Annotated in this window: 32 protein-coding genes, 1 tRNA gene and 1 pseudogene; 31 read left to right on the top strand and 3 right to left on the bottom strand. The window is 40.6% G+C overall.

What is annotated here, in order from left to right; all coding sequences use genetic code 11:
- Nucleotides 1–142: 142 nt before the first annotated feature.
- From QK890_RS00500 to QK890_RS00490, 3 genes are read right to left on the bottom strand one after another with little or no spacing between them, the layout of a single operon-like run.
- Nucleotides 143–442: a hypothetical protein gene (locus QK890_RS00500; protein ID WP_005938076.1), complete on the bottom strand. Its 300-nt coding sequence runs from the start codon at nt 440–442 to the stop codon at nt 143–145.
- 35 nt (nt 443–477) lie between these two features.
- Nucleotides 478–1,125, bottom strand: a complete 648-nt coding sequence (locus QK890_RS00495) for a hypothetical protein (RefSeq protein ID WP_117694732.1) — start codon at nt 1,123–1,125, stop codon at nt 478–480.
- Nucleotides 1,122–1,496 carry a hypothetical protein gene (locus QK890_RS00490; protein WP_005938081.1) on the bottom strand — a complete coding sequence of 125 codons (375 nt, stop codon included), beginning with the start codon at nt 1,494–1,496 and terminating at the stop codon, nt 1,122–1,124. The genes QK890_RS00495 and QK890_RS00490 overlap by 4 nt, the downstream gene beginning before the upstream one ends.
- Before the next feature lie 141 nt (nt 1,497–1,637).
- Here QK890_RS00490 and QK890_RS00485 point away from each other — a divergent pair, with 141 nt between their 5' ends.
- The 31 genes and pseudogenes from QK890_RS00485 (at nt 1,638) to QK890_RS00335 (ending at nt 16,896) form a co-directional block, all read left to right on the top strand.
- Nucleotides 1,638–1,829 (top strand): hypothetical protein, encoded by a 192-nt coding sequence (locus tag QK890_RS00485; protein ID WP_005938084.1) that lies wholly within the window; start codon nt 1,638–1,640, stop codon nt 1,827–1,829.
- A 12-nt stretch (nt 1,830–1,841) separates the two neighbouring features.
- The gene (locus tag QK890_RS00480) at nt 1,842–2,039 is read left to right on the top strand and encodes a hypothetical protein (RefSeq protein WP_005938087.1); all 198 of its coding nucleotides are present in this window, start codon (nt 1,842–1,844) and stop codon (nt 2,037–2,039) included.
- A 19-nt stretch (nt 2,040–2,058) separates the two neighbouring features.
- The gene (locus tag QK890_RS00475; RefSeq protein ID WP_254883948.1) at nt 2,059–2,271 is read left to right on the top strand and encodes a hypothetical protein; all 213 of its coding nucleotides are present in this window, start codon (nt 2,059–2,061) and stop codon (nt 2,269–2,271) included.
- An 11-nt stretch (nt 2,272–2,282) separates the two neighbouring features.
- A complete protein-coding gene (locus tag QK890_RS00470) occupies nt 2,283–2,552 on the top strand; it encodes a hypothetical protein (protein ID WP_005938093.1) in 270 nt (89 codons plus the stop codon).
- Nucleotides 2,553–2,555: 3 nt separating this feature from the next.
- Nucleotides 2,556–2,642: transfer RNA gene (locus QK890_RS00465), tRNA-OTHER, on the top strand.
- Nucleotides 2,643–2,672: 30 nt separating this feature from the next.
- On the top strand, nt 2,673–4,643 hold the full coding sequence (locus QK890_RS00460; RefSeq protein ID WP_005938096.1) for an ATP-binding protein: 1,971 nt from the start codon (nt 2,673–2,675) through the stop codon (nt 4,641–4,643).
- A 27-nt stretch (nt 4,644–4,670) separates the two neighbouring features.
- Nucleotides 4,671–5,561 (top strand): hypothetical protein, encoded by an 891-nt coding sequence (locus QK890_RS00455; protein WP_032945520.1) that lies wholly within the window; start codon nt 4,671–4,673, stop codon nt 5,559–5,561.
- An 11-nt stretch (nt 5,562–5,572) separates the two neighbouring features.
- Complete coding sequence (locus tag QK890_RS00450; protein WP_005938104.1) at nt 5,573–6,322, top strand: MBL fold metallo-hydrolase; 750 nt, start codon at nt 5,573–5,575, stop codon at nt 6,320–6,322.
- A gap of 51 nt (nt 6,323–6,373) precedes the next feature.
- Nucleotides 6,374–6,553, top strand: coding sequence for a hypothetical protein (locus QK890_RS00445; protein WP_005938107.1), 180 nt, complete (start codon nt 6,374–6,376; stop codon nt 6,551–6,553).
- An 88-nt stretch (nt 6,554–6,641) separates the two neighbouring features.
- A complete protein-coding gene (locus QK890_RS00440; RefSeq protein WP_005938110.1) occupies nt 6,642–6,917 on the top strand; it encodes an HU family DNA-binding protein in 276 nt (91 codons plus the stop codon).
- Nucleotides 6,914–7,531: a DUF4494 domain-containing protein gene (locus QK890_RS00435; protein WP_032945517.1), complete on the top strand. Its 618-nt coding sequence runs from the start codon at nt 6,914–6,916 to the stop codon at nt 7,529–7,531. Before QK890_RS00440 ends, QK890_RS00435 begins: the two co-directional genes overlap by 4 nt.
- Nucleotides 7,521–7,934, top strand: a complete 414-nt coding sequence (locus QK890_RS00430) for a VRR-NUC domain-containing protein (protein ID WP_005938117.1) — start codon at nt 7,521–7,523, stop codon at nt 7,932–7,934. Before QK890_RS00435 ends, QK890_RS00430 begins: the two co-directional genes overlap by 11 nt.
- Before the next feature lie 11 nt (nt 7,935–7,945).
- Nucleotides 7,946–8,746 (top strand): DUF4373 domain-containing protein, encoded by an 801-nt coding sequence (locus tag QK890_RS00425; RefSeq protein ID WP_005938120.1) that lies wholly within the window; start codon nt 7,946–7,948, stop codon nt 8,744–8,746.
- On the top strand, nt 8,715–9,380 hold the full coding sequence (locus QK890_RS00420) for a hypothetical protein (RefSeq protein ID WP_005938123.1): 666 nt from the start codon (nt 8,715–8,717) through the stop codon (nt 9,378–9,380). Before QK890_RS00425 ends, QK890_RS00420 begins: the two co-directional genes overlap by 32 nt.
- Before the next feature lie 22 nt (nt 9,381–9,402).
- Nucleotides 9,403–9,582 carry a hypothetical protein gene (locus QK890_RS00415; RefSeq protein ID WP_117694728.1) on the top strand — a complete coding sequence of 60 codons (180 nt, stop codon included), beginning with the start codon at nt 9,403–9,405 and terminating at the stop codon, nt 9,580–9,582.
- Between the two features lie 2 nt (nt 9,583–9,584).
- A pseudogene (locus QK890_RS00410) lies at nt 9,585–10,909 on the top strand (DNA cytosine methyltransferase).
- 122 nt (nt 10,910–11,031) lie between these two features.
- A complete protein-coding gene (locus QK890_RS00405; RefSeq protein ID WP_175324222.1) occupies nt 11,032–11,352 on the top strand; it encodes a hypothetical protein in 321 nt (106 codons plus the stop codon).
- The gene (locus QK890_RS00400; protein WP_005938131.1) at nt 11,349–12,221 is read left to right on the top strand and encodes a phosphoadenosine phosphosulfate reductase family protein; all 873 of its coding nucleotides are present in this window, start codon (nt 11,349–11,351) and stop codon (nt 12,219–12,221) included. Before QK890_RS00405 ends, QK890_RS00400 begins: the two co-directional genes overlap by 4 nt.
- A gap of 12 nt (nt 12,222–12,233) precedes the next feature.
- Nucleotides 12,234–12,503 carry a demethylase gene (locus tag QK890_RS00395; protein ID WP_117694721.1) on the top strand — a complete coding sequence of 90 codons (270 nt, stop codon included), beginning with the start codon at nt 12,234–12,236 and terminating at the stop codon, nt 12,501–12,503.
- The gene (locus QK890_RS00390) at nt 12,500–12,970 is read left to right on the top strand and encodes a hypothetical protein (protein WP_117694719.1); all 471 of its coding nucleotides are present in this window, start codon (nt 12,500–12,502) and stop codon (nt 12,968–12,970) included. The genes QK890_RS00395 and QK890_RS00390 overlap by 4 nt, the downstream gene beginning before the upstream one ends.
- Nucleotides 12,967–13,368 (top strand): DUF551 domain-containing protein, encoded by a 402-nt coding sequence (locus tag QK890_RS00385; protein ID WP_117694717.1) that lies wholly within the window; start codon nt 12,967–12,969, stop codon nt 13,366–13,368. The genes QK890_RS00390 and QK890_RS00385 overlap by 4 nt, the downstream gene beginning before the upstream one ends.
- Nucleotides 13,369–13,370: 2 nt before the next feature.
- Nucleotides 13,371–13,562 (top strand): hypothetical protein, encoded by a 192-nt coding sequence (locus QK890_RS00380; protein ID WP_117694715.1) that lies wholly within the window; start codon nt 13,371–13,373, stop codon nt 13,560–13,562.
- Between the two features lie 2 nt (nt 13,563–13,564).
- A complete protein-coding gene (locus tag QK890_RS00375; protein ID WP_117694713.1) occupies nt 13,565–13,975 on the top strand; it encodes a hypothetical protein in 411 nt (136 codons plus the stop codon).
- Between the two features lie 2 nt (nt 13,976–13,977).
- A complete protein-coding gene (locus QK890_RS00370) occupies nt 13,978–14,418 on the top strand; it encodes a hypothetical protein (RefSeq protein WP_117694711.1) in 441 nt (146 codons plus the stop codon).
- A 2-nt stretch (nt 14,419–14,420) separates the two neighbouring features.
- Nucleotides 14,421–14,771 carry a hypothetical protein gene (locus tag QK890_RS00365; RefSeq protein WP_117694709.1) on the top strand — a complete coding sequence of 117 codons (351 nt, stop codon included), beginning with the start codon at nt 14,421–14,423 and terminating at the stop codon, nt 14,769–14,771.
- A gap of 2 nt (nt 14,772–14,773) precedes the next feature.
- Nucleotides 14,774–15,148 (top strand): hypothetical protein, encoded by a 375-nt coding sequence (locus QK890_RS00360; protein WP_117694707.1) that lies wholly within the window; start codon nt 14,774–14,776, stop codon nt 15,146–15,148.
- Between the two features lie 2 nt (nt 15,149–15,150).
- Nucleotides 15,151–15,807 (top strand): hypothetical protein, encoded by a 657-nt coding sequence (locus QK890_RS00355; RefSeq protein WP_117694705.1) that lies wholly within the window; start codon nt 15,151–15,153, stop codon nt 15,805–15,807.
- Between the two features lie 2 nt (nt 15,808–15,809).
- On the top strand, nt 15,810–15,971 hold the full coding sequence (locus tag QK890_RS00350) for a hypothetical protein (protein WP_178285460.1): 162 nt from the start codon (nt 15,810–15,812) through the stop codon (nt 15,969–15,971).
- Nucleotides 15,972–15,983: 12 nt separating this feature from the next.
- The gene (locus tag QK890_RS00345; protein ID WP_117694703.1) at nt 15,984–16,187 is read left to right on the top strand and encodes a hypothetical protein; all 204 of its coding nucleotides are present in this window, start codon (nt 15,984–15,986) and stop codon (nt 16,185–16,187) included.
- A 10-nt stretch (nt 16,188–16,197) separates the two neighbouring features.
- Entirely contained in the window at nt 16,198–16,434 is a 237-nt protein-coding gene (locus QK890_RS00340) for a hypothetical protein (protein ID WP_005938177.1), read from the top strand.
- A gap of 36 nt (nt 16,435–16,470) precedes the next feature.
- On the top strand, nt 16,471–16,896 hold the full coding sequence (locus QK890_RS00335; RefSeq protein WP_005938179.1) for a hypothetical protein: 426 nt from the start codon (nt 16,471–16,473) through the stop codon (nt 16,894–16,896).
- The last annotated feature ends 77 nt before the right edge of the window (nt 16,897–16,973 follow it).

Below are 16,973 nucleotides of genomic sequence, written 5' to 3'. Positions count from 1 at the left end.
GTTTTCGTCCATTTATCGAAGAACTCGCCGCTACCAGTCTTGATATATTACCCATTTAAGGCAAATAGATAAGCCACAATCAACACAAATACGAAAAACGATACTTTTAATCATCTTAAAGGTTTGAACGCTTTAAAACGGATTATTTACGTTCGTTCACCTGCTTTGATTTAATCAATTCATTGTAGATTGTATGGGCAAACTCCCCTGTGAAATATTCTGCCCAATTCTGATAAGTTAGGCAAATACCGGTTCGAGGGTCTTCATAATCCATGGTTTCCCATATATCTTCCAATTCTGCATAAACCTCATTGGGATTATTCCCAAGAGCGTCCACCACTTCTTCGGAATAACAGTTTACCAATGTATCTATCCAATCTCCACAATTATCACAACCATCTTTGTAGATAGCATTGAATGCGGCTTTTTTCAATTCATCCATAAAAGGCTCTGTTTTACAATATGGGTACTCTCCGTTCATTGCTTTTCTAATGTGCCGATATTTTTATGTTCAGGAGATAATTCTGTTAACCTACATTCGTTACCACCAAGCGCGGCTTCAAACATATAATCACTATTTGACAAAGTTATGCTTCTACCATTGCTTTTGCAGGAGAATACTCCCTTGTAATTTTCTGTCTCTGTATCTTGTTTGGAATATTTTTCTCCAATTGGCTCAGTACGTATTAGTGTAAATTTTTGAAGTTTACAATATGGATATCCGTTGACCGTAATAGCATTTTCTGATACTTCAATCACTCCGTAAGTTCCCTGCTTAAAAACATATTTATATACACAAGTTGCCTCAAACATTTTATCTGTTCTTTTTTCTGTTTTTATATACAGATCAGCTTCGGATTCTCGCATGATTAAGTCGTAAGTAGTTTCTGTCTTCACAGTGTAATCACCAGCTTCTATAGGCTCTCCTTTTCCTACTTCCACTTTTTCAAACTCAACATTATGCAATATGACATCAGAAAAAGAATCTTCCGGAGTAATAGCATCTATAGCCTCCATACTCAAAAATACACCCGAATAGCGTTCAGCGCCTTTCTCGTCATCTTCACTGCAAGCACATAACAGTAAAGAAGTAATAAGACATATTATTCCAACTATATATCTCATTTTTTTCCCTCTACTAACTTTTCATAAACCTTAATCAACCTCTCCTTTTCAGCCAACAATTCTTCCAAATGCTTCACTCGTTCTACAAGAATAGCATCTGTGCCTACAGACACGTTGCCCATCATCGAAGCAGGACTAAAATCGCCGTTTGTTTCAACTGTATTATTTGATAGTCTTGATACTTCATCATCAAAAAAAATTCGTATGTCAGCTTTTAATAGAAAAGCAATCTTCTCTAAGTCTGCCGCTTGAATCTTATTGTTTCTAATGCATCTATGTAGATTTTGTTCGCTCATTCCAACATCAGCAGCAAGTTTCTTTAATCCACCACCTCTGTTTTCGCTCAATTTTCTAACAATTTCTAAATTCATGATTTACAGGAACTTGAATTAGTCGACTAATATTTAATTTCGCATACACTAAATTTTATGACGAAAATATTTGTTCGCCACGAATAAATATATTAGTTTTGCACTATAAAGTTAAACAATAACCCATAAAAAACAAATAAAATGGCAGAAAATCAAGTAAAAGTACGTCCAACTTTAACGGATTTGGAAGTAGGTAAAACGGTTACTTTCCCCATTGAAAAGACTAAGAGCGTCCGTGCTCAGGCTTCCGATCTCGGACTTATCCTGAATCGTAAGTACCAGACAGAAACGGACCGAGAAAAGCGTATCATAACAGTAATCAGAATATCGTAATTTGTAATCATCATGAACAAATTTGTAAATATTTCACAACTGATACTATCCTGCATCATGCTTTTTGCGGTGGTTGTCAGCATTGTGGCACATATCATACTTGGAAACATCGCATCGTTCATTGGCTATCTTGTATCAGCTGTATTCATCTTTCTCACATGGAAACTGGTACGTATATCATGGATGGAGTTTCAAAATGAAAACAAATAACCTCTTAACTTACAATATCATGTCTATCAATTTCAAAAAATTAAATTCTCAAATCAAGCCTCTTAAACCGGAAGCAAGACACGTGGGCTACATCTTTATTGCTACAGACAAGCAAAAGAGAGAAAGTCTGGTTAACTCTATTGCCAAGCCCGGTTCTAAACGTTCCCTAATAAAAGTGCTTACATATTTCATTAAAACCGATGAAAATTATCGTGCAGAGTATTCACTTTAATCCGTAATCCTATGCTCACTATTGATTTTCCCGATAAATCCGTTACTTATGACACTTTCGTCCGCGATGTAGCGTCCTCTGTAGTCCGTATGCTTGCCGATACACACAATGACCCCGAAATGGTCAGCCAGCGAAAAGCATACGCTATGTTTGGGCGTGGCAATGTGGATAGATGGCGCAAGCAGGGTAAAATAACCCCCTGCAAGCGTCCGGGCAAAGTTGAATACCGCACAATCGAACTGCGTACACTACAAAGGTTACAACAAGACTATTTCAAATGATAAGGGAGGATAGCTCAGCGGATAGAGCGGCGGTACGTACCCAAATGGCCAAGATGCAGCAGGACACAGGTTCAAATCCTGTTCCTCCCACTATTTTTTCACTATTAAAAATCAAAGTAGATGAAAGCAATTCAGCTAAAATCAATCACGCTTCGCAACTGGCGTGGAGAAAAAGAAAGGACAACACAGTTCCATACAGATGGCACTGTTACACGTATCTGTGGTCGTAACGGTCTCGGCAAGTCCAGGCACATGGATGCGTTCTGTTGGCTGCTTTTCGGCAAGGACAGCAAAGACCGTAAAGACTTCAACTTGCGCACCACAGACGAAAAGGGCAATCCCCTACAGCATTGTGAATGCTCCGTAGAGGGAACATTAGTCGTTGATGGAACGGAAATTACCATCAAACGAGAGTATAAGGAGCAATGGGTCAAACCTCGTGGACAAGTAGAGGAAGTGTTCAAGGGGAATGTCACCGAATGCACATGGGACGGCGTACCTGTTCGTGTCAATGAGTATAAGGAACGTATAAATGCCGAAATCATTGATGAGAACCTTTTCAAGATGCTAACCAATACCGAGTATTTCCTATCGTTAAAACAAGATGTTCAACGTGAAGTGTTAATGTCCATTGCCGGAGCCAAAACAGACAACGAATTGGCGCAGGGAAATGCAGAATTTACCGCTCTCGTAGACATGTTGAGTGGCAAATCATTGGCGGATTATCGTCGGCAGATTGCCGCAGAGAAAAAACGTCTAAAAATGCAAGCGGATGAAATCAAGCCACGTATCGACCAAACGGACAAGATGAAACCAGAAGCCGAGGATTGGAACTCATTGGAAGAAATGCTCACCGACAAAAAGAAAGAGCTGGAAGAAATAAACGAACTTCTGCATTCTGAAGATGCTCGCAAGCAATCTGCCATCGATAAAAAAGCTGCGCTGAACCGTGAAAAACGGCAAATCGAACAGCAACAGAAGGATATTCTTGCCGCAGAAAGGAGAAGTCGTCAGGAGGAAGCCGATAAGCAGAACGAAACACGTAATGAAATCGAGAAAGAGTTGAAGAATATTCATTCCGAACGATCGGATTGCAATATAGACATTACCCGTGCAAAAGAACGCATCAAGTATTTGAACGAAGAAATAACTAGAACAACAAGCAGACTTGAAGAATTACGTTCCGAATGGGCATCCATTCGTGCCACACAGTACACCGGTGATAATATCTGTCCTCATTGCGGCCAGCCTTTACCCGACAATATGATACAAGACGCTCTCCAAAAGTTTGAAGAATATAAACAAAACAGGCTCAAAGAGAATCAATCACGTGGAAAATCCCTGTCGACACAAGTCGAATCATACCGAGAGGAATTAAACAGGCGTAATGAAGAACTTGTAGAGCATTCCAAAAAGATTACTGCCATTGACGAATGTATTGCAGGGCTGTATGATCGTCTGAAATCCACCCCGAAAGCAGCACCGTCCGCCATCAACGAAAACGAGCTGCCTGCGTATGCAGCAAACCTAAAACGTTTGGATGAGATAGAAAAAGAAATAGCAAATATCACATATACTCAGACAGATACCGAACTGTCCGAACGTGCCGAGTTGGTGAAATCTGCTATTAAGAACTTGGAAATCCAACTAAACAACCGTACCATTATCGCCAACTATGATAAAGAAATAGAGCGTCTTGAAAAGGAAGGTCGTGAACTCGCACAGAAGATAGCCGACATAGAGAAACGTGAATATATAGCTGCTAAGTTTGCCAAAGCTCGCATTGATGATTGTGAGAGCCGTTTGAACTCGCTGTTTGGCATGGTACACTGGAAACTTTTCGATACCACTCTTGACGGAAACGAATACGAAGTATGTATCCCTATAATTGATGGTGTGTCCTATGGTACGTGCAATACAGCAAAGCAAGTGAACGCAGGTATTGACATCACCAACACATTGGCAAGGCATTACGAAGTCTATGCTCCAATGTTCATTGACCGTGCCGAAAGCGTGAATACATTCATTGCTTCCAACGCACAAATGATATTCTTGCAGGTTACAACAGACAGTCAACTAACAGTAAAATAAATAGTTAAATCTTTAATTATTAGAATTATGAACGAAAGACAAATCACACCGGTTACACATCAAAGTAACGTTCCTGTTGGCATCAACTTCTTTGACCCGACAACCATTGAAACGCTCAACCGTTTCTCCACCATGTTTGCCAATTCCAGTCTTGTACCCGAAAGTTACCGCATTGGCGGTGTTGTTGGCGGTAAGACCGGAGAAGGACCTAAAAAAACGGTCTCTGAAGCCGAAGCAGTAGCCAACTGCGTAATCGCATTCGATGTGGCCACACGCATTGGCGCATCCCCTCTTATGGTAATGCAGAACTTGTACATTGTATATGGTCGCCCATCTTGGTCGTCCAAGTTCCTAATTGCCACTATCAATACTTGTGGACGCTTTGAACCACTGAAGTTTGAATTGACATCAAATGGAGTTTGCAATAACGGTGTGGCAAATGTCAAGTGTGTGGCATGGACTACTCCTAAAGGTGTTACGCATGATGAGAACGGAAAACCGGTTACATCAAAATCACCACTTGCCTTACGTGGTACAGCCGTTACCATACAAATGGCGATTGATGAGGGTTGGTATAGCAAAAACGGCAGCAAGTGGCGTACTATGCCCGAACAGATGTTACGTTACCGTGCCGCCTCGTTCTGGTGCTCTACATACTCACCGGAACTGTCAATGGGTATGCGTACCGTTGAAGAAAATGTAGAGGACGCCGATTATGTCGATGTTACAGAACAGGTTGCGAAAGAAATTTCCACGCAAGCCAACAAAGGCACTATCAGTTTTGATGATGCAGTAGCTCCGGTTTCCAACGAAGTTCCGGCAGGTGTTGACCCTGAAACAGGAGAAATTAAAGAGCCCCAAGGTGAAACAAGTACCGAAAACCAAGCCTCAACCGAGGATGATGGACCGGGCTATTAATCCTATTTGAAATGAAACTTCATGTGTTAGGTTCTTCATCATCAGGCAACTGTTACCTCTTCCAGTCTGAAAAGACTGGTGAGGTACTTGCAGTGGAAGCCGGAGTTAAGTTCAACAAAGTAAAAAAAGTTCTTGACTTCAATCTAAACAGCATTGTTGGTTGTATCGTCAGCCATGAGCATGGCGACCATGCCAAATGTGTGGGCGATTTTATAAACGCCTGCATACCTTGCTATATGAGTCAAGGCACAAAACATGCGCTTGGTTTCTCTTCCAGCTATTGGGCAAAAGGGCTGTTGCCATTCGAACAAGTTGTGATAAATGGATTTAGAGTGATACCGTTCCCTGTACAACATGATGCTGCGGAACCTTACGGATACCTCATCCGTCATGAAGAGTGCGGAACAGTGCTGTTTGCCACAGACACCTATTTCCTAAAATACAAATTTCCCGGTCTTAACAATGTAATGTTGGAGTGCAATTATAGCAAGGAAATTCTTGATGCAAATTTCACTGCCGGGCGCATTGACAAGAAACGCTACGAACGCACCATTAAGTCGCACATGTCCTATGATAACTGTCTCCTCACATTGCAAGCCAATGACCTGTCTCAAGTATGCAACATTCTACTCCTGCATCTGTCCGACAATAACAGCAATGCTACGGAGTTTATCCATGGAATAGAAAGATTATATCCAGAGATAGAAATAACAGCCGCTACAAATGGGCTTTCGTTAACATTTAACAAGAATCCCTATTAGCATTTGTGATTATGAGGAAAAATAATAGTAACCAGTAAATAAAGAAGTAATATGAGAATCTATTTTGATATAATATTTATTGTTTTGAATATCATCATTTTTGCTGTTAACTTTCATTTTGCTTTAGAATCCAAATCCTCTAAAGCATATACGTATGCCATTTTAGGAATGAGTTTTGCCATTGCAGCCATCGTCCTACTTCTATCTGCGGATTTAAATCAAGAATCATAATGAAAAAATCAGTTGAAAATACTCAATACAAAACTGAGAATTGTAGACCAAACAATAGTGATCTATCATTTTAATAAAAATAAAAACAATGAGAAAAATTGAGATCGTTGAACATGTTATCAACAATACGACTATTAGTCGCTCACAGGCTATTCAAGCCGTAGATTGTGCTTTTGATGCTATTGAGAAAGCACTTTGTAAAGGTGAAAGTGTCTATATACGTGGTTTTGGCACTATCAAGACTTATATCACAAAAGAAAGGAAAGCCCGTAATATCTACAAGAGAACAACGGTAATCATTCCGGCAAGACGAACAGTAAAACTTGTAGTCAGTAAACAACTCAAAGAAAAAATGAACTCATGATGCACACGTGGTTTGAATGTAAAATCCGTTATGAAAAGACAATGGATAACGGAATGAACAAGAAAGTAACAGAACCCTATCTGGTTGACGCGCTCAGCTTCACGGAAGCGGAAGCACGCATCATTGAAGAAATGACACCCTTTATTTCCGGTGAGTTTACAGTTTCCGACATTAAACGTGCCAACTATAGCGAGCTCTTTCCCTGTGAGGAAGACAGTGCCGACCGCTGGTTCAAGTGCAAGCTGTATTTCATTACCTCAGATGAAAAAAGTGGAGCAGAAAAAAAGACGGCTACCAACGTACTGGTACAAGCAGCCGACTTGCGTGATGCAGTAAATAAACTGGATGAGGGTATGAAAGGCACAATGGCCGACTACCAAATTGCATCGGTAGCGGAAACTGCCATTATGGACGTCTATCCATATGCCGCAGATGAGTCCATTACGGATACCATCAGTGAAAATGCCAATTCGCCTGTTGTACGAAATTTCATACAATCTCTCCCCGAAGGTTGCAGGACAACGATAACCGTTGGTGGGAAAAAAGTTGTAGTAGACAAGACCGGAAAAGACACCATTGTTACACCCGAAAAGCAAAGCGACAATGACACTTGAGGAAATGCTTCAAATGGAAAGGAAACGAAAAAAGAAGCAAAAATATGACGATGAGGAACATCGCATACAATGCTCTTGCGTAAAGTGGTTCAATTTGAAGTATCCGAAGTTAAAAGGCCGGTTGTTTGCTGTGCCGAACGGAGGAAGACGTGATACTGTTACAGGTGGCAAATTGAAAGCTGAGGGCGTAACAGCCGGTGTATCCGATTTGATTCTGTTGAAAAGCAATCGTGATTATGGTGCGCTGCTCATTGAAATGAAAAAGAAAGGCGGCTATCAATCTCCATCACAAAAAGAATGGCAAAAGATAATATGTGAAAACGGAGAATACAAATATGTTCTGTGCTTTTCGCTAGATGATTTCATTCGTGAAGTGGATGATTATTTGAGAAATGAATTTTAAAAAAGTCAGATATGGCACGAACTTTTAAAAAAGGTCTTGACTATTTCCCTCTGGATATAGATATATTTAACGACCTTAAAATAAGAAAACTAATCAAGTATCAAGGTGGAAAAGCTATAACGGTATATGCTCTGCTGCTCTGCAATATCTACAAGAGTGGGTATTATATGAAGTGGGATAAAGAGTTGCCTTTCATTTGCTCGGAGCTTACGGGATTTGAGGAGGCATATATATCAGAAGTAATCAAAACCTGCCTGACACTGGGGTTGTTTTCAAAAGAATTGTTTGACGCTGAAAAAGTATTGACTTCTAAAGGTATTCAGGAAAGGTATAGTCGTATATGCGTACAGTGCCGTCGTGTTTGCTATATTGGGGATTATAACCTAATCGAGAAAAGAAAGCCCAAACAAACTGAAAAACTGCCACGAAAGAATGACAATCCACAAACGATACAAGGTAGTACAACAGTGCAAAACGAACTGCAATACGAGCCTTACTCCATGACTATCGATGAAGAAATTGCCGAACTGAAAAAAGACGAGTGTTGGCTTGACCAATTACAAGTGCTTCATGCAACGAATATTTCCTCTTTGCGCAGCAGTCTTGACGACTTCCGGGTGCAATGCCTGGCAGACGGGAAAGACCGGCATTCTTCCTTACAGGATGCCAAACAGCACTTCAACGCATGGTTGAGAATTGTAAATGATAAAAATAAAAGAAAAGATGATAAAGTTAGACCCGAAAGCAGAAATCAACGCAGAGGTAATCTTCTCAAATCTGATGAAGAGAAAACATATGGTAACTCGTTTTAGATTGCCATATACCGCCAAGCAAGTTTACGCTATGCTATATGAAGCGTGCCGGGTGGAAGTTGCTCATAGGCATAGGGAATTTAATGCCACCGAACAATACAAAAAGCACCTTTGGGACATTTCCAATTGGATTACATCGGAAGCCTCCACTTTCGGATTGTTCCTTTGCGGCGATGCCGGAAATGGGAAAACCACCATTCTGCGTGCATTGCAAAACCTTATAAACTACTTGCGCTCTGATGAGGGGTATAACAGCAATGCGGATGCATATCCGATACGCGGCTACATGATGGTATCGGCTAAAGAACTCGTCTTGCTGGCTAAAGCGTATAACAATCCCACACGCGACAACACCTCCGATGTGGCACGCTACAAAAGGCTGCGCCAAATCGAAATACTCGCAATCGACGAACTCGGCTCCGAACCGAAAGAAAGCATTCATTATGGCGATTACGTAACCGCCGCCATGGATATGCTGTCTTTTCGCTATGAAGAGCAGTTCTGTACGCTGGTCTCATCCAATCTTACGGCAAAAGAAATTGCAGAATATTACGACGAACGAATTGCAGACCGTTTCCGTGAAATGATGCTAATCATCAATTTCGGCAATGAGCAGTCATTCAGAAAACAGTAAACTAATTAAAAACATTATGACGATGAATACAGATTATAGTTATTGTTCGGGCGTTACCTGCTCAATCCGCAAGAGTTGTAAACGCTATTTGCCCGATCCACCCGATACACGTTTGCAATGGGTATGGCCAGCATACAATCCGGGAACAGACAAATGCAAGTACTATGAACCAACTAAAGTAGCAAAAACAAAAAATCCGTAATCATGGAAAAGAATAAGTTTACCCATGGTAGTTTGTTCAGCGGCATCGGTGGTCCGGAAATAGCTGCCGAGGAAATGGGCTGGAAAAATATGTTCCATTGTGAAATAAACCCGTTCGGGAGAAAAATACTTGATTATTGGTTCCCAAACAGCAAAAGTTATGAAGACATCACGAAAACAAATTTTACAGAGTGGCGTGGAAAAATCAATGTCCTCACCGGAGGTTTTCCCTGCCAGCCTTTTTCTTGCGCCGGACAGCGAAAGGGAGCGGAAGATGACCGCTACCTCTGGCCGGAAATGCTACGAGCGATACGGGAGATTCAGCCCGATTGGGTTGTTGGTGAAAACGTTGCTGGAATCCTCTCAATGGTACAACCCGGCAGTGAAACTGCGTTGGGACGTGAAGAATCTCTGTTCGGAGAGGTTGACCGAAAAAGAATATTGCATCGGCAGGAATACGTCGTCGAAACAGTGTGTAACGACCTTGAACGTGAAGGATATTTCGTCCAACCGGTTGTTATTCCGGCTTGTGTGCCGTCGGAGCGCCGCACAGAAGAGACCGTGTCTTCTTTATTGCCCACCGTGCAGACGCAGGGGTTAAAGGTATGCAACGAAAATGGGAAGACAACATTCTATCCGGTAGGACTGCTTCCGACACCACGTGCCGTGGAAGTGGTGGAACACCCCATGAAAGCTGCTGCGAGAACGAAAGACAGAACGGGTACGAAACTCAACAACCTTTCGTCAGGGGCTGCGTTCGGGCTTCTTCCCACTCCGATGGCGAGCGATGCAACAACCGGAGCGATAATTGGAAAGAACGACCAATTTGTTACGACCAGAAACGGGACTCCGAGGAGAATCAATCAGAACGGACAGAACGGAAGCGTAGGACTTGCGAGAATGGTTCGGTTGCTTCCTACTCCCAATGCCCGGGAAGCGGACAAGTACAGCAAGAAATACAATCCGAACAGTCAAATGGGCACAGCTTTGACAGCAATGGCGGTGAATGGGATGCTCCCTACTCCAGCAGCGAGGGACTATCAACCCTCCGTTTCCCCACAAGCATTGAAAAGAAAAAATGGGAAAATGAGGACGGATGCTCTGTGCAACCTGCCGGTAATGTTAGGAGAGCATCATTCGCAGAACGGTGGAAAAACTTCCCAACTCAATCCCCTGTTTGTAGCCGAGATGATGGGATTTCCACCAGATTGGACGGTATTGCCTTTTCAAAGTGGCGGCAGGAATCGATAAAGGCATATGGCAATGCGATTGTCCCACAAGTAATGTATGAGATATTCCAAGCTATTCAAGAAACTTATAATCAATAATAACCATGGACAATTCAATTTATAAAAAATGCACAGAGTGCGGGCAAACAAAGCATATTTCAGAGTTCAGCAAATCATATCCTAACAGGTGTAAAACTTGTGTAGCAGAACACACGAGACAAATGAGAGCTGCTGAAAAACTTAAAGCTAAAGTAAAGGCTACCGGCGAGGTCATAGATGTTGAACCGTCAGGTACTATGCAGGTTTTATGCGGTTCATTCATAACGAAAGACGGTCGAAGAATGCCCGGAACAGCACTTGAATTTGAAAAAGCCATAGACTGGGAACAACGCAGATACGAGATTGCGAAAGAGATAATGAAAGGATTTTCAGCCAATTCACATAATCAGTGTGTGGATGCAAGTAGCGAAACGTTAGCCCAGTGGAGCATTAGCGGTGCTGATGCTCTTATTGCAGAATTGAAGAAAGGAGGTAAAGGATGAAAGTAATAGTTTCATTCAGTGGTGGCAAAGATAGTCTTGCATCACTTCTTTGGGTGCGTAATAACCTAACAAAAGATTTTATTACAGTATTTTGTGATACAGGTTGGGAACACCCATTGACCTATAAATATATCGAAGAAGTACAGGAACAACTGGGCTTAAATCTCATTACCGTCAAGTCAAAGAAGTTTAACGGCATGGTAGATTTGACAAAAAAGAAATCACGCTGGCCATCCTCGCAACGGAGATTCTGCACATCTGAATTGAAAACCATTCCGATGATTGACTACATACTCGATGAAGTAAACGATGATGTTCTGATTATACAAGGAATACGTGCTGCCGAGAGTGCCAAGCGTGCTGAAATGTCCAAGCAATGTACGTACTTCAAGTATTATGTGCAGCCATACGGTAAGGACAAGAATGGTAAGGACAAGTACCACACCTATCGTCGTAAAGATGTATTGGCATTTCGAAAGAAATATGCTGATGACCTATTGCGTCCTGTATTCGATTGGTCGGCACAACAAGTGATTGACTATATACTTGAAAATGGAATACAGCCTAATCCGCTCTACCGAATGGGCTACAAACGTGTTGGTTGCTTTCCTTGCGTGATGGCTTCACAACAAGACATTTACAATATCAGCGTACAAGAGCCAGAAAGAATAAGCTACATTGCAGGTCTCGAACAACAGTTCAACAGCAGTTTTTTCGGTCCTGATAAAATTTCATCTAAGTATTATAAGGGTGAATATCCTCTAATCAGCGATGTTGTTCGTTATGTACAAAGTAAACGTGCAGGTGGTTCTCTGTTCGATGATGATGTGGCAACAAGTTGTATGAGCTACTATGGGCTTTGTGAATAAAAAAGGAATGGTATGGCAAATATAAAAGACAATAAAAAAGGATTCAAGGTAATTCAAATAAGTCGGAAAGAACTTGTAGAGGAATTAGGGCAATATGGTGCAATGGGAATTTGTGACTACTGCAACGAAACTGCATCTACAGGCTATTACATAGCTGTGTTAAATCAATGGTTTTGCCCGAAATGCTATCAAGAATGGTATCATCGCGCTACTTATTATCCGGAAGATGCAAAGGTAGAAAACAGAAATTTTGAGTTTTACAAAAATATTTTTGGGTTATGACAAAAATAAAACTGAATTGGACATACGCCAAAGGCGAATTAGATACTGATACATTGAAAATGGTTTGCATCCCGGCAAGAGGAAAACGTGTGTTCGGTCCTGATGAATTGGACGCAGAACTTTGTATAAAGGACGGCATGAATTACCAAATAGCCGAAATCCACTTGGGCGATGTGGAAAGTTCAAACATCCTTTGCAAAGAGATAGCAAGGCGTTGGAATGAGTTCGAGGAATGGCACGAGTGTAAAGAGAATACGGAAGATGCGCCGGAACGAAATACCCCATGCTTGCTAAGGACTGAGTGCAAGGAAATAACCACAGGCATTGTAGAAGTTGGTTATCTTACATCTGTTTGGGGTGAATATGGATGGACTGAAGATTATCTTGACGACTTTGATGAATCCGAATTTGAAGTTACTATCACTCATTGGAAACCGATTAACAAACCGAAAGGAGTTGAAGAATGAAACGAGAAGATATTGAAAAGGCGGCAAAAGATTATTCCATAGGTAAAACATATTTTCGGAGAAACGTTCTCAAAGAAGTGGATGCGGACAATTATGTTCTACGCAAGGGTAATTGCAGTGAAGACTTCATAGCTGGTGCAGAATGGCAGGCAAAGCAATCCCCGTGGATAAGCGTTGAAGATAAACTGCCTTCTTTAAACCAAAAAGTAATAGTTTATAATGGGAAACAAGTATATATATCTCATAGGACAGAAAAAGACTACGCAAAAGATACTAATTCCTTCTTGTATGGATTGCAGACCTATAATGTTGTAGCTTGGATGCCCATCCCCTCTTTCGATGAAATACTCGAAGTCAACAGGGATGTACTAGAACGGATTAAAGAGAAAGGAGATTGAATATGTATATAGCAAGAGACAAAGATGGTGATTTGTATCTTTATAAAAAGCAACCCGTGAAGTATTCGGAAAGTTGGCAATTATGTAGTGACAATCCCCATGATTTCTACAAGATAGATTCTTCTTTATTTCCCGAAGTAAAATGGGAAGATGAAGAGCCGACAGAAGTTGAATTGGTAAAGAAGGAGAAATAACGATGAAATCAAAACAAGTATTATCAGTTGAACAAATGAAACATTTACAGGAGATTGGACTTGAATTAAGAAATACAAGTATGCTCTTGTGGTACAAACAAATGCTTGGTAAAATACCTATTTCAGATTGGGAATTATCGGTTTGGCGTGAAAGCCTATTTAGTGAAGATCATGTATACCCTGCTTACACCTTGCAGGACATTCTTGACAAGCTGCCGAAACGTATAGAAACAGAAGATTATGAGTTTGAATTATACATATATTACCATGAAAACGGCGTCAGCGTATTTTACGATGATGGTGATATTACTCAACTTGCATTCTTTAGTAAGCCTACACTTCTGGAATCAGCCTACGAGATGCTGTGTTGGTGCATTGAAAACGGATATGTTAAAGTTGGAAAGGAGGAATAACTATGGGATTTACAACACCGTGCTTTATACGCAAGAGCACCTATAAACTTAGAAAGAAATTAGAGGAGTTGGGATATAGATTGTTTGGGGCGGAACTTAACGAAGACTTATGTATTTTCACTGAACCCGAATACGGTCTATATAGTGTTGAGTTTTTCAGTAACATTCCACATCCTGACGAAACCGATAGTGTTGATTGCGGAACCAACGAAGAACTTTTCTTGGCTATTGCTGCATTGAGAGATGATACAAATGAAAATCAGTGGTTTATTTGCGATGTAAATCATTGGGATAGATCGGACAATGGAGAAGCAACAGTTTATGCTGAAATAGGAGAATGGATTTTTTGTAAATCCAATGACGATGATTGTGCACGAGATAATCATTATCACAAGGCTACCGTAGAAGAGCTAATCGAACACTTTAAAGAAAAGGAGGAATAACCATGCCAACAATACTAAAAGAAACTTATCCAACAGCCAAGAAAGAGCATATATGTGAGTTTTGTGGCTATAAGATACAGCCGGGACAAAAATATGTTCGCCAGACAAATGTATATGACGGAGTCGTGTATGACTTTATCACACATCAAGAATGTAAGGAAGTTGCCCATGAATTGAGAATGTACGATGATTGTGATGACAATGGATTATGCGGAGAACAGTTTAGGGAAGAATTGGACTCATACGTATACGCCAATCATTACGATGATGAAGCGGATGATATTTGTTCTGATTGGCAGTTATCTCACTATGAGATAGCGAAAAAGGTATTGAAAGAACTTAAAAATGAATAGTCATGACCGAAGAATTTGTAACATTAGAGACAGCAAAGATTCTGAAAGAGAAAGGGTTTAATGAGCCATATTCGCTTGCTATTAATGTTGAAGATAGCAGACAATATACGACCAGTAGAACAAATAGTGAGTTACCGATAAAAGTATGTACCCAACCGCCACAATCCATCGCCCAAAAATGGATACGTGAAACCAAGGACCTACATATTTCCATCATTAGAAACGCTTGCGGCTATGGCTATGATATATGCAAAGCTGATAATGGCACTCATATAACCGATGGAATATTTAAAGGTCCTAACGATGGCGGTCAGTGGGACACCACCTATGAAGAAGCATTGGAAGTTGGAATACAAGAAGCATTAAAACTTATATAATCATGAAGAAAATAATGTTCTCGGATAAATTTGGCTTAACCCAAGCCGTATTGGAATGTCGGAAGACTATGACGAGAAGAATAATCAAATGCCCTAGAACTTTTAAAGGAGAATGGGTCGCAGGATTCAATATACACAGAAGTCCTTCTGATAAAGAGATAGTTGGCTTTCCTTGTATGTACGATGCAGATGAAAGGGAGTTTGATATGGGCGAGATATTGCCGAAATATGAACTTGGAGAAGTTGTTGCCATTGCGCAAAGTTATATGGATGTTGACCGATTTCATAGAAAAGGGAAAAATGCAGCTTACTTAGAATACTTGGATTCTATATTGCCTGAACTGAAATTACATCCCGGTTGGACTAATAAAATGTTTGTGAAAGCCGACCTAATGCCCCGCCATATTGAATTTACAGATCGTAAGGTTGAACGCTTACAGGACATTAGCGATGAAGATTGCTTGAAAGAAGGGATATATGAAGATTCGGGTGATGATGAGTTTCCGCCATCTATATTTTATGAATTTGAGGGAAACAAAGACAATGGATTTGATACTCCACGTGAAGCCTTTGCCGCCCTCATAGATAAAGTCTCCGGTAAAGGCACTTGGGAAAGCAATCCCTATGTTTGGGCGTATGAATTTGAATTAATGAAATAATCATGAGCATTGCAGAAGATATTATAGACGGTTGGTGTTGCCAACTTTGTGGTGTGTACTTTGAAGAAAAACACGGTTACCCTGTTGTTTGCGAAAGCTGCTACAACGAACTATCAGAAGAAGAAAAGAAAGATTATCAATTAGCAACCCATAAAGAATTTTAATGTATTTATCATATGGATGCAAAAACATTCTTTACCAAGGTAGTCCTGATGCGCAAAGCACAGAAAGACTATTTCAAGTGTCGCACCCAACAAAACTTGCGGAAATGCAAGGCACTTGAAACGGAAATTGACGGAGAAATTGAACGTGTAAATAGTATTACCGGAATTTCTTCCGTTTCCAAAGAACCCCGACAGACAAATTTATTCACTGATTAAATCATACAATATGAACTCAACTGTATTAAAAGAAATCATGGCATTCCTTTTCGGACGCAAATATTATGCCAACATTGTAGCAACAAAAGGAACAACAAAGCAAGAAATCTGTTCTTACATTTTTGCAACAAAAGAAGCCGCCAACCGGCATCGACTGGAAATCGAAACAACTCTGTCATTCCGGTTTGTCGAAACAGTTTCTTTCCGTTCACGCCGGATATATTTCGATTCGTCTGTAAAAAGTTAAACCATAATAATCTGTGAATCATTCTATTTTCGTATTATGATTATCAAAAAACTAAAAACATGGTGGCAGTCACGTAACTACTATGTGATTGCCGATGGTAACGACAATTCAATCACGCTATCCAAACGCTTGTTTCTCCATATCAAAGGTAAGGCGAAAAAGGGCGATGCAGCCCAAGTGTTTGTTTTCAGAATTGCCGGACAAGATTCTTTCGGCTTCACCGTCAATCCAAATATCGGACAACCGACTCAACTATGCGATATTCAATATAATGACAAGTATAAGTGCATAGGCTTTGAAAGTCTGTGCCCGTCGGTCGGTCTTATGCTTTATGAGCATGGGTTACCCGGTGATAGTATAGTCAAACTGTCTGTGTCTATACATCATACAAGCAAAGGTCTCATCTATTATCAAATTGAAAAGCCCAATGGAAAGTATATTAGGAAATACAAGAAAGGCTGATATAGTATTCTATTCTTCGGGAAGAATAGACATTACATCTCATATAGCCAAGCAACTTCATCTCTCGCGAGGTGATG

It is taken from the genome of Bacteroides sp. NGMCC 1.200775, assembly GCF_040798045.1.
Lineage (GTDB): Bacteria > Bacteroidota > Bacteroidia > Bacteroidales > Bacteroidaceae > Bacteroides > Bacteroides hominis.
The sequence above is the reverse complement of the archived record's forward strand: the minus strand, read 5'-3'. Positions and strand labels throughout refer to the sequence as shown.

What these genes read in the sequence shown, in the direction of transcription:
- QK890_RS00380 (WP_117694715.1), top strand. Translation starts at nt 13,371, where the DNA reads ATGTATATAGCAAGAGACAAAGATGGTGATTTGTATCTTTATAAAAAG.
- QK890_RS00385 (WP_117694717.1), top strand. Translation starts at nt 12,967, where the DNA reads ATGAAACGAGAAGATATTGAAAAGGCGGCAAAAGATTATTCCATAGGT.
- QK890_RS00340 (WP_005938177.1), top strand. Translation starts at nt 16,198, where the DNA reads ATGAACTCAACTGTATTAAAAGAAATCATGGCATTCCTTTTCGGACGC.
- QK890_RS00455 (WP_032945520.1), top strand. Translation starts at nt 4,671, where the DNA reads ATGAACGAAAGACAAATCACACCGGTTACACATCAAAGTAACGTTCCT.
- QK890_RS00495 (WP_117694732.1), bottom strand. Translation starts at nt 1,125, where the DNA reads ATGAGATATATAGTTGGAATAATATGTCTTATTACTTCTTTACTGTTA.
- QK890_RS00425 (WP_005938120.1), top strand. Translation starts at nt 7,946, where the DNA reads ATGGCACGAACTTTTAAAAAAGGTCTTGACTATTTCCCTCTGGATATA.
- QK890_RS00415 (WP_117694728.1), top strand. Translation starts at nt 9,403, where the DNA reads ATGAATACAGATTATAGTTATTGTTCGGGCGTTACCTGCTCAATCCGC.
- QK890_RS00360 (WP_117694707.1), top strand. Translation starts at nt 14,774, where the DNA reads ATGACCGAAGAATTTGTAACATTAGAGACAGCAAAGATTCTGAAAGAG.
- QK890_RS00395 (WP_117694721.1), top strand. Translation starts at nt 12,234, where the DNA reads ATGGCAAATATAAAAGACAATAAAAAAGGATTCAAGGTAATTCAAATA.
- QK890_RS00335 (WP_005938179.1), top strand. Translation starts at nt 16,471, where the DNA reads ATGATTATCAAAAAACTAAAAACATGGTGGCAGTCACGTAACTACTAT.
- QK890_RS00460 (WP_005938096.1), top strand. Translation starts at nt 2,673, where the DNA reads ATGAAAGCAATTCAGCTAAAATCAATCACGCTTCGCAACTGGCGTGGA.
- QK890_RS00370 (WP_117694711.1), top strand. Translation starts at nt 13,978, where the DNA reads ATGGGATTTACAACACCGTGCTTTATACGCAAGAGCACCTATAAACTT.
- QK890_RS00350 (WP_178285460.1), top strand. Translation starts at nt 15,810, where the DNA reads ATGAGCATTGCAGAAGATATTATAGACGGTTGGTGTTGCCAACTTTGT.
- QK890_RS00375 (WP_117694713.1), top strand. Translation starts at nt 13,565, where the DNA reads ATGAAATCAAAACAAGTATTATCAGTTGAACAAATGAAACATTTACAG.
- QK890_RS00440 (WP_005938110.1), top strand. Translation starts at nt 6,642, where the DNA reads ATGAGAAAAATTGAGATCGTTGAACATGTTATCAACAATACGACTATT.
- QK890_RS00445 (WP_005938107.1), top strand. Translation starts at nt 6,374, where the DNA reads ATGAGAATCTATTTTGATATAATATTTATTGTTTTGAATATCATCATT.
- QK890_RS00490 (WP_005938081.1), bottom strand. Translation starts at nt 1,496, where the DNA reads ATGAATTTAGAAATTGTTAGAAAATTGAGCGAAAACAGAGGTGGTGGA.
- QK890_RS00435 (WP_032945517.1), top strand. Translation starts at nt 6,914, where the DNA reads ATGATGCACACGTGGTTTGAATGTAAAATCCGTTATGAAAAGACAATG.
- QK890_RS00400 (WP_005938131.1), top strand. Translation starts at nt 11,349, where the DNA reads ATGAAAGTAATAGTTTCATTCAGTGGTGGCAAAGATAGTCTTGCATCA.
- QK890_RS00450 (WP_005938104.1), top strand. Translation starts at nt 5,573, where the DNA reads ATGAAACTTCATGTGTTAGGTTCTTCATCATCAGGCAACTGTTACCTC.
- QK890_RS00345 (WP_117694703.1), top strand. Translation starts at nt 15,984, where the DNA reads ATGGATGCAAAAACATTCTTTACCAAGGTAGTCCTGATGCGCAAAGCA.
- QK890_RS00420 (WP_005938123.1), top strand. Translation starts at nt 8,715, where the DNA reads ATGAAGAGAAAACATATGGTAACTCGTTTTAGATTGCCATATACCGCC.
- QK890_RS00470 (WP_005938093.1), top strand. Translation starts at nt 2,283, where the DNA reads ATGCTCACTATTGATTTTCCCGATAAATCCGTTACTTATGACACTTTC.
- QK890_RS00475 (WP_254883948.1), top strand. Translation starts at nt 2,059, where the DNA reads ATGTCTATCAATTTCAAAAAATTAAATTCTCAAATCAAGCCTCTTAAA.
- QK890_RS00480 (WP_005938087.1), top strand. Translation starts at nt 1,842, where the DNA reads ATGAACAAATTTGTAAATATTTCACAACTGATACTATCCTGCATCATG.
- QK890_RS00365 (WP_117694709.1), top strand. Translation starts at nt 14,421, where the DNA reads ATGCCAACAATACTAAAAGAAACTTATCCAACAGCCAAGAAAGAGCAT.
- QK890_RS00390 (WP_117694719.1), top strand. Translation starts at nt 12,500, where the DNA reads ATGACAAAAATAAAACTGAATTGGACATACGCCAAAGGCGAATTAGAT.
- QK890_RS00485 (WP_005938084.1), top strand. Translation starts at nt 1,638, where the DNA reads ATGGCAGAAAATCAAGTAAAAGTACGTCCAACTTTAACGGATTTGGAA.
- QK890_RS00355 (WP_117694705.1), top strand. Translation starts at nt 15,151, where the DNA reads ATGAAGAAAATAATGTTCTCGGATAAATTTGGCTTAACCCAAGCCGTA.
- QK890_RS00500 (WP_005938076.1), bottom strand. Translation starts at nt 442, where the DNA reads ATGGATGAATTGAAAAAAGCCGCATTCAATGCTATCTACAAAGATGGT.
- QK890_RS00405 (WP_175324222.1), top strand. Translation starts at nt 11,032, where the DNA reads ATGAGAGCTGCTGAAAAACTTAAAGCTAAAGTAAAGGCTACCGGCGAG.
- QK890_RS00430 (WP_005938117.1), top strand. Translation starts at nt 7,521, where the DNA reads ATGACACTTGAGGAAATGCTTCAAATGGAAAGGAAACGAAAAAAGAAG.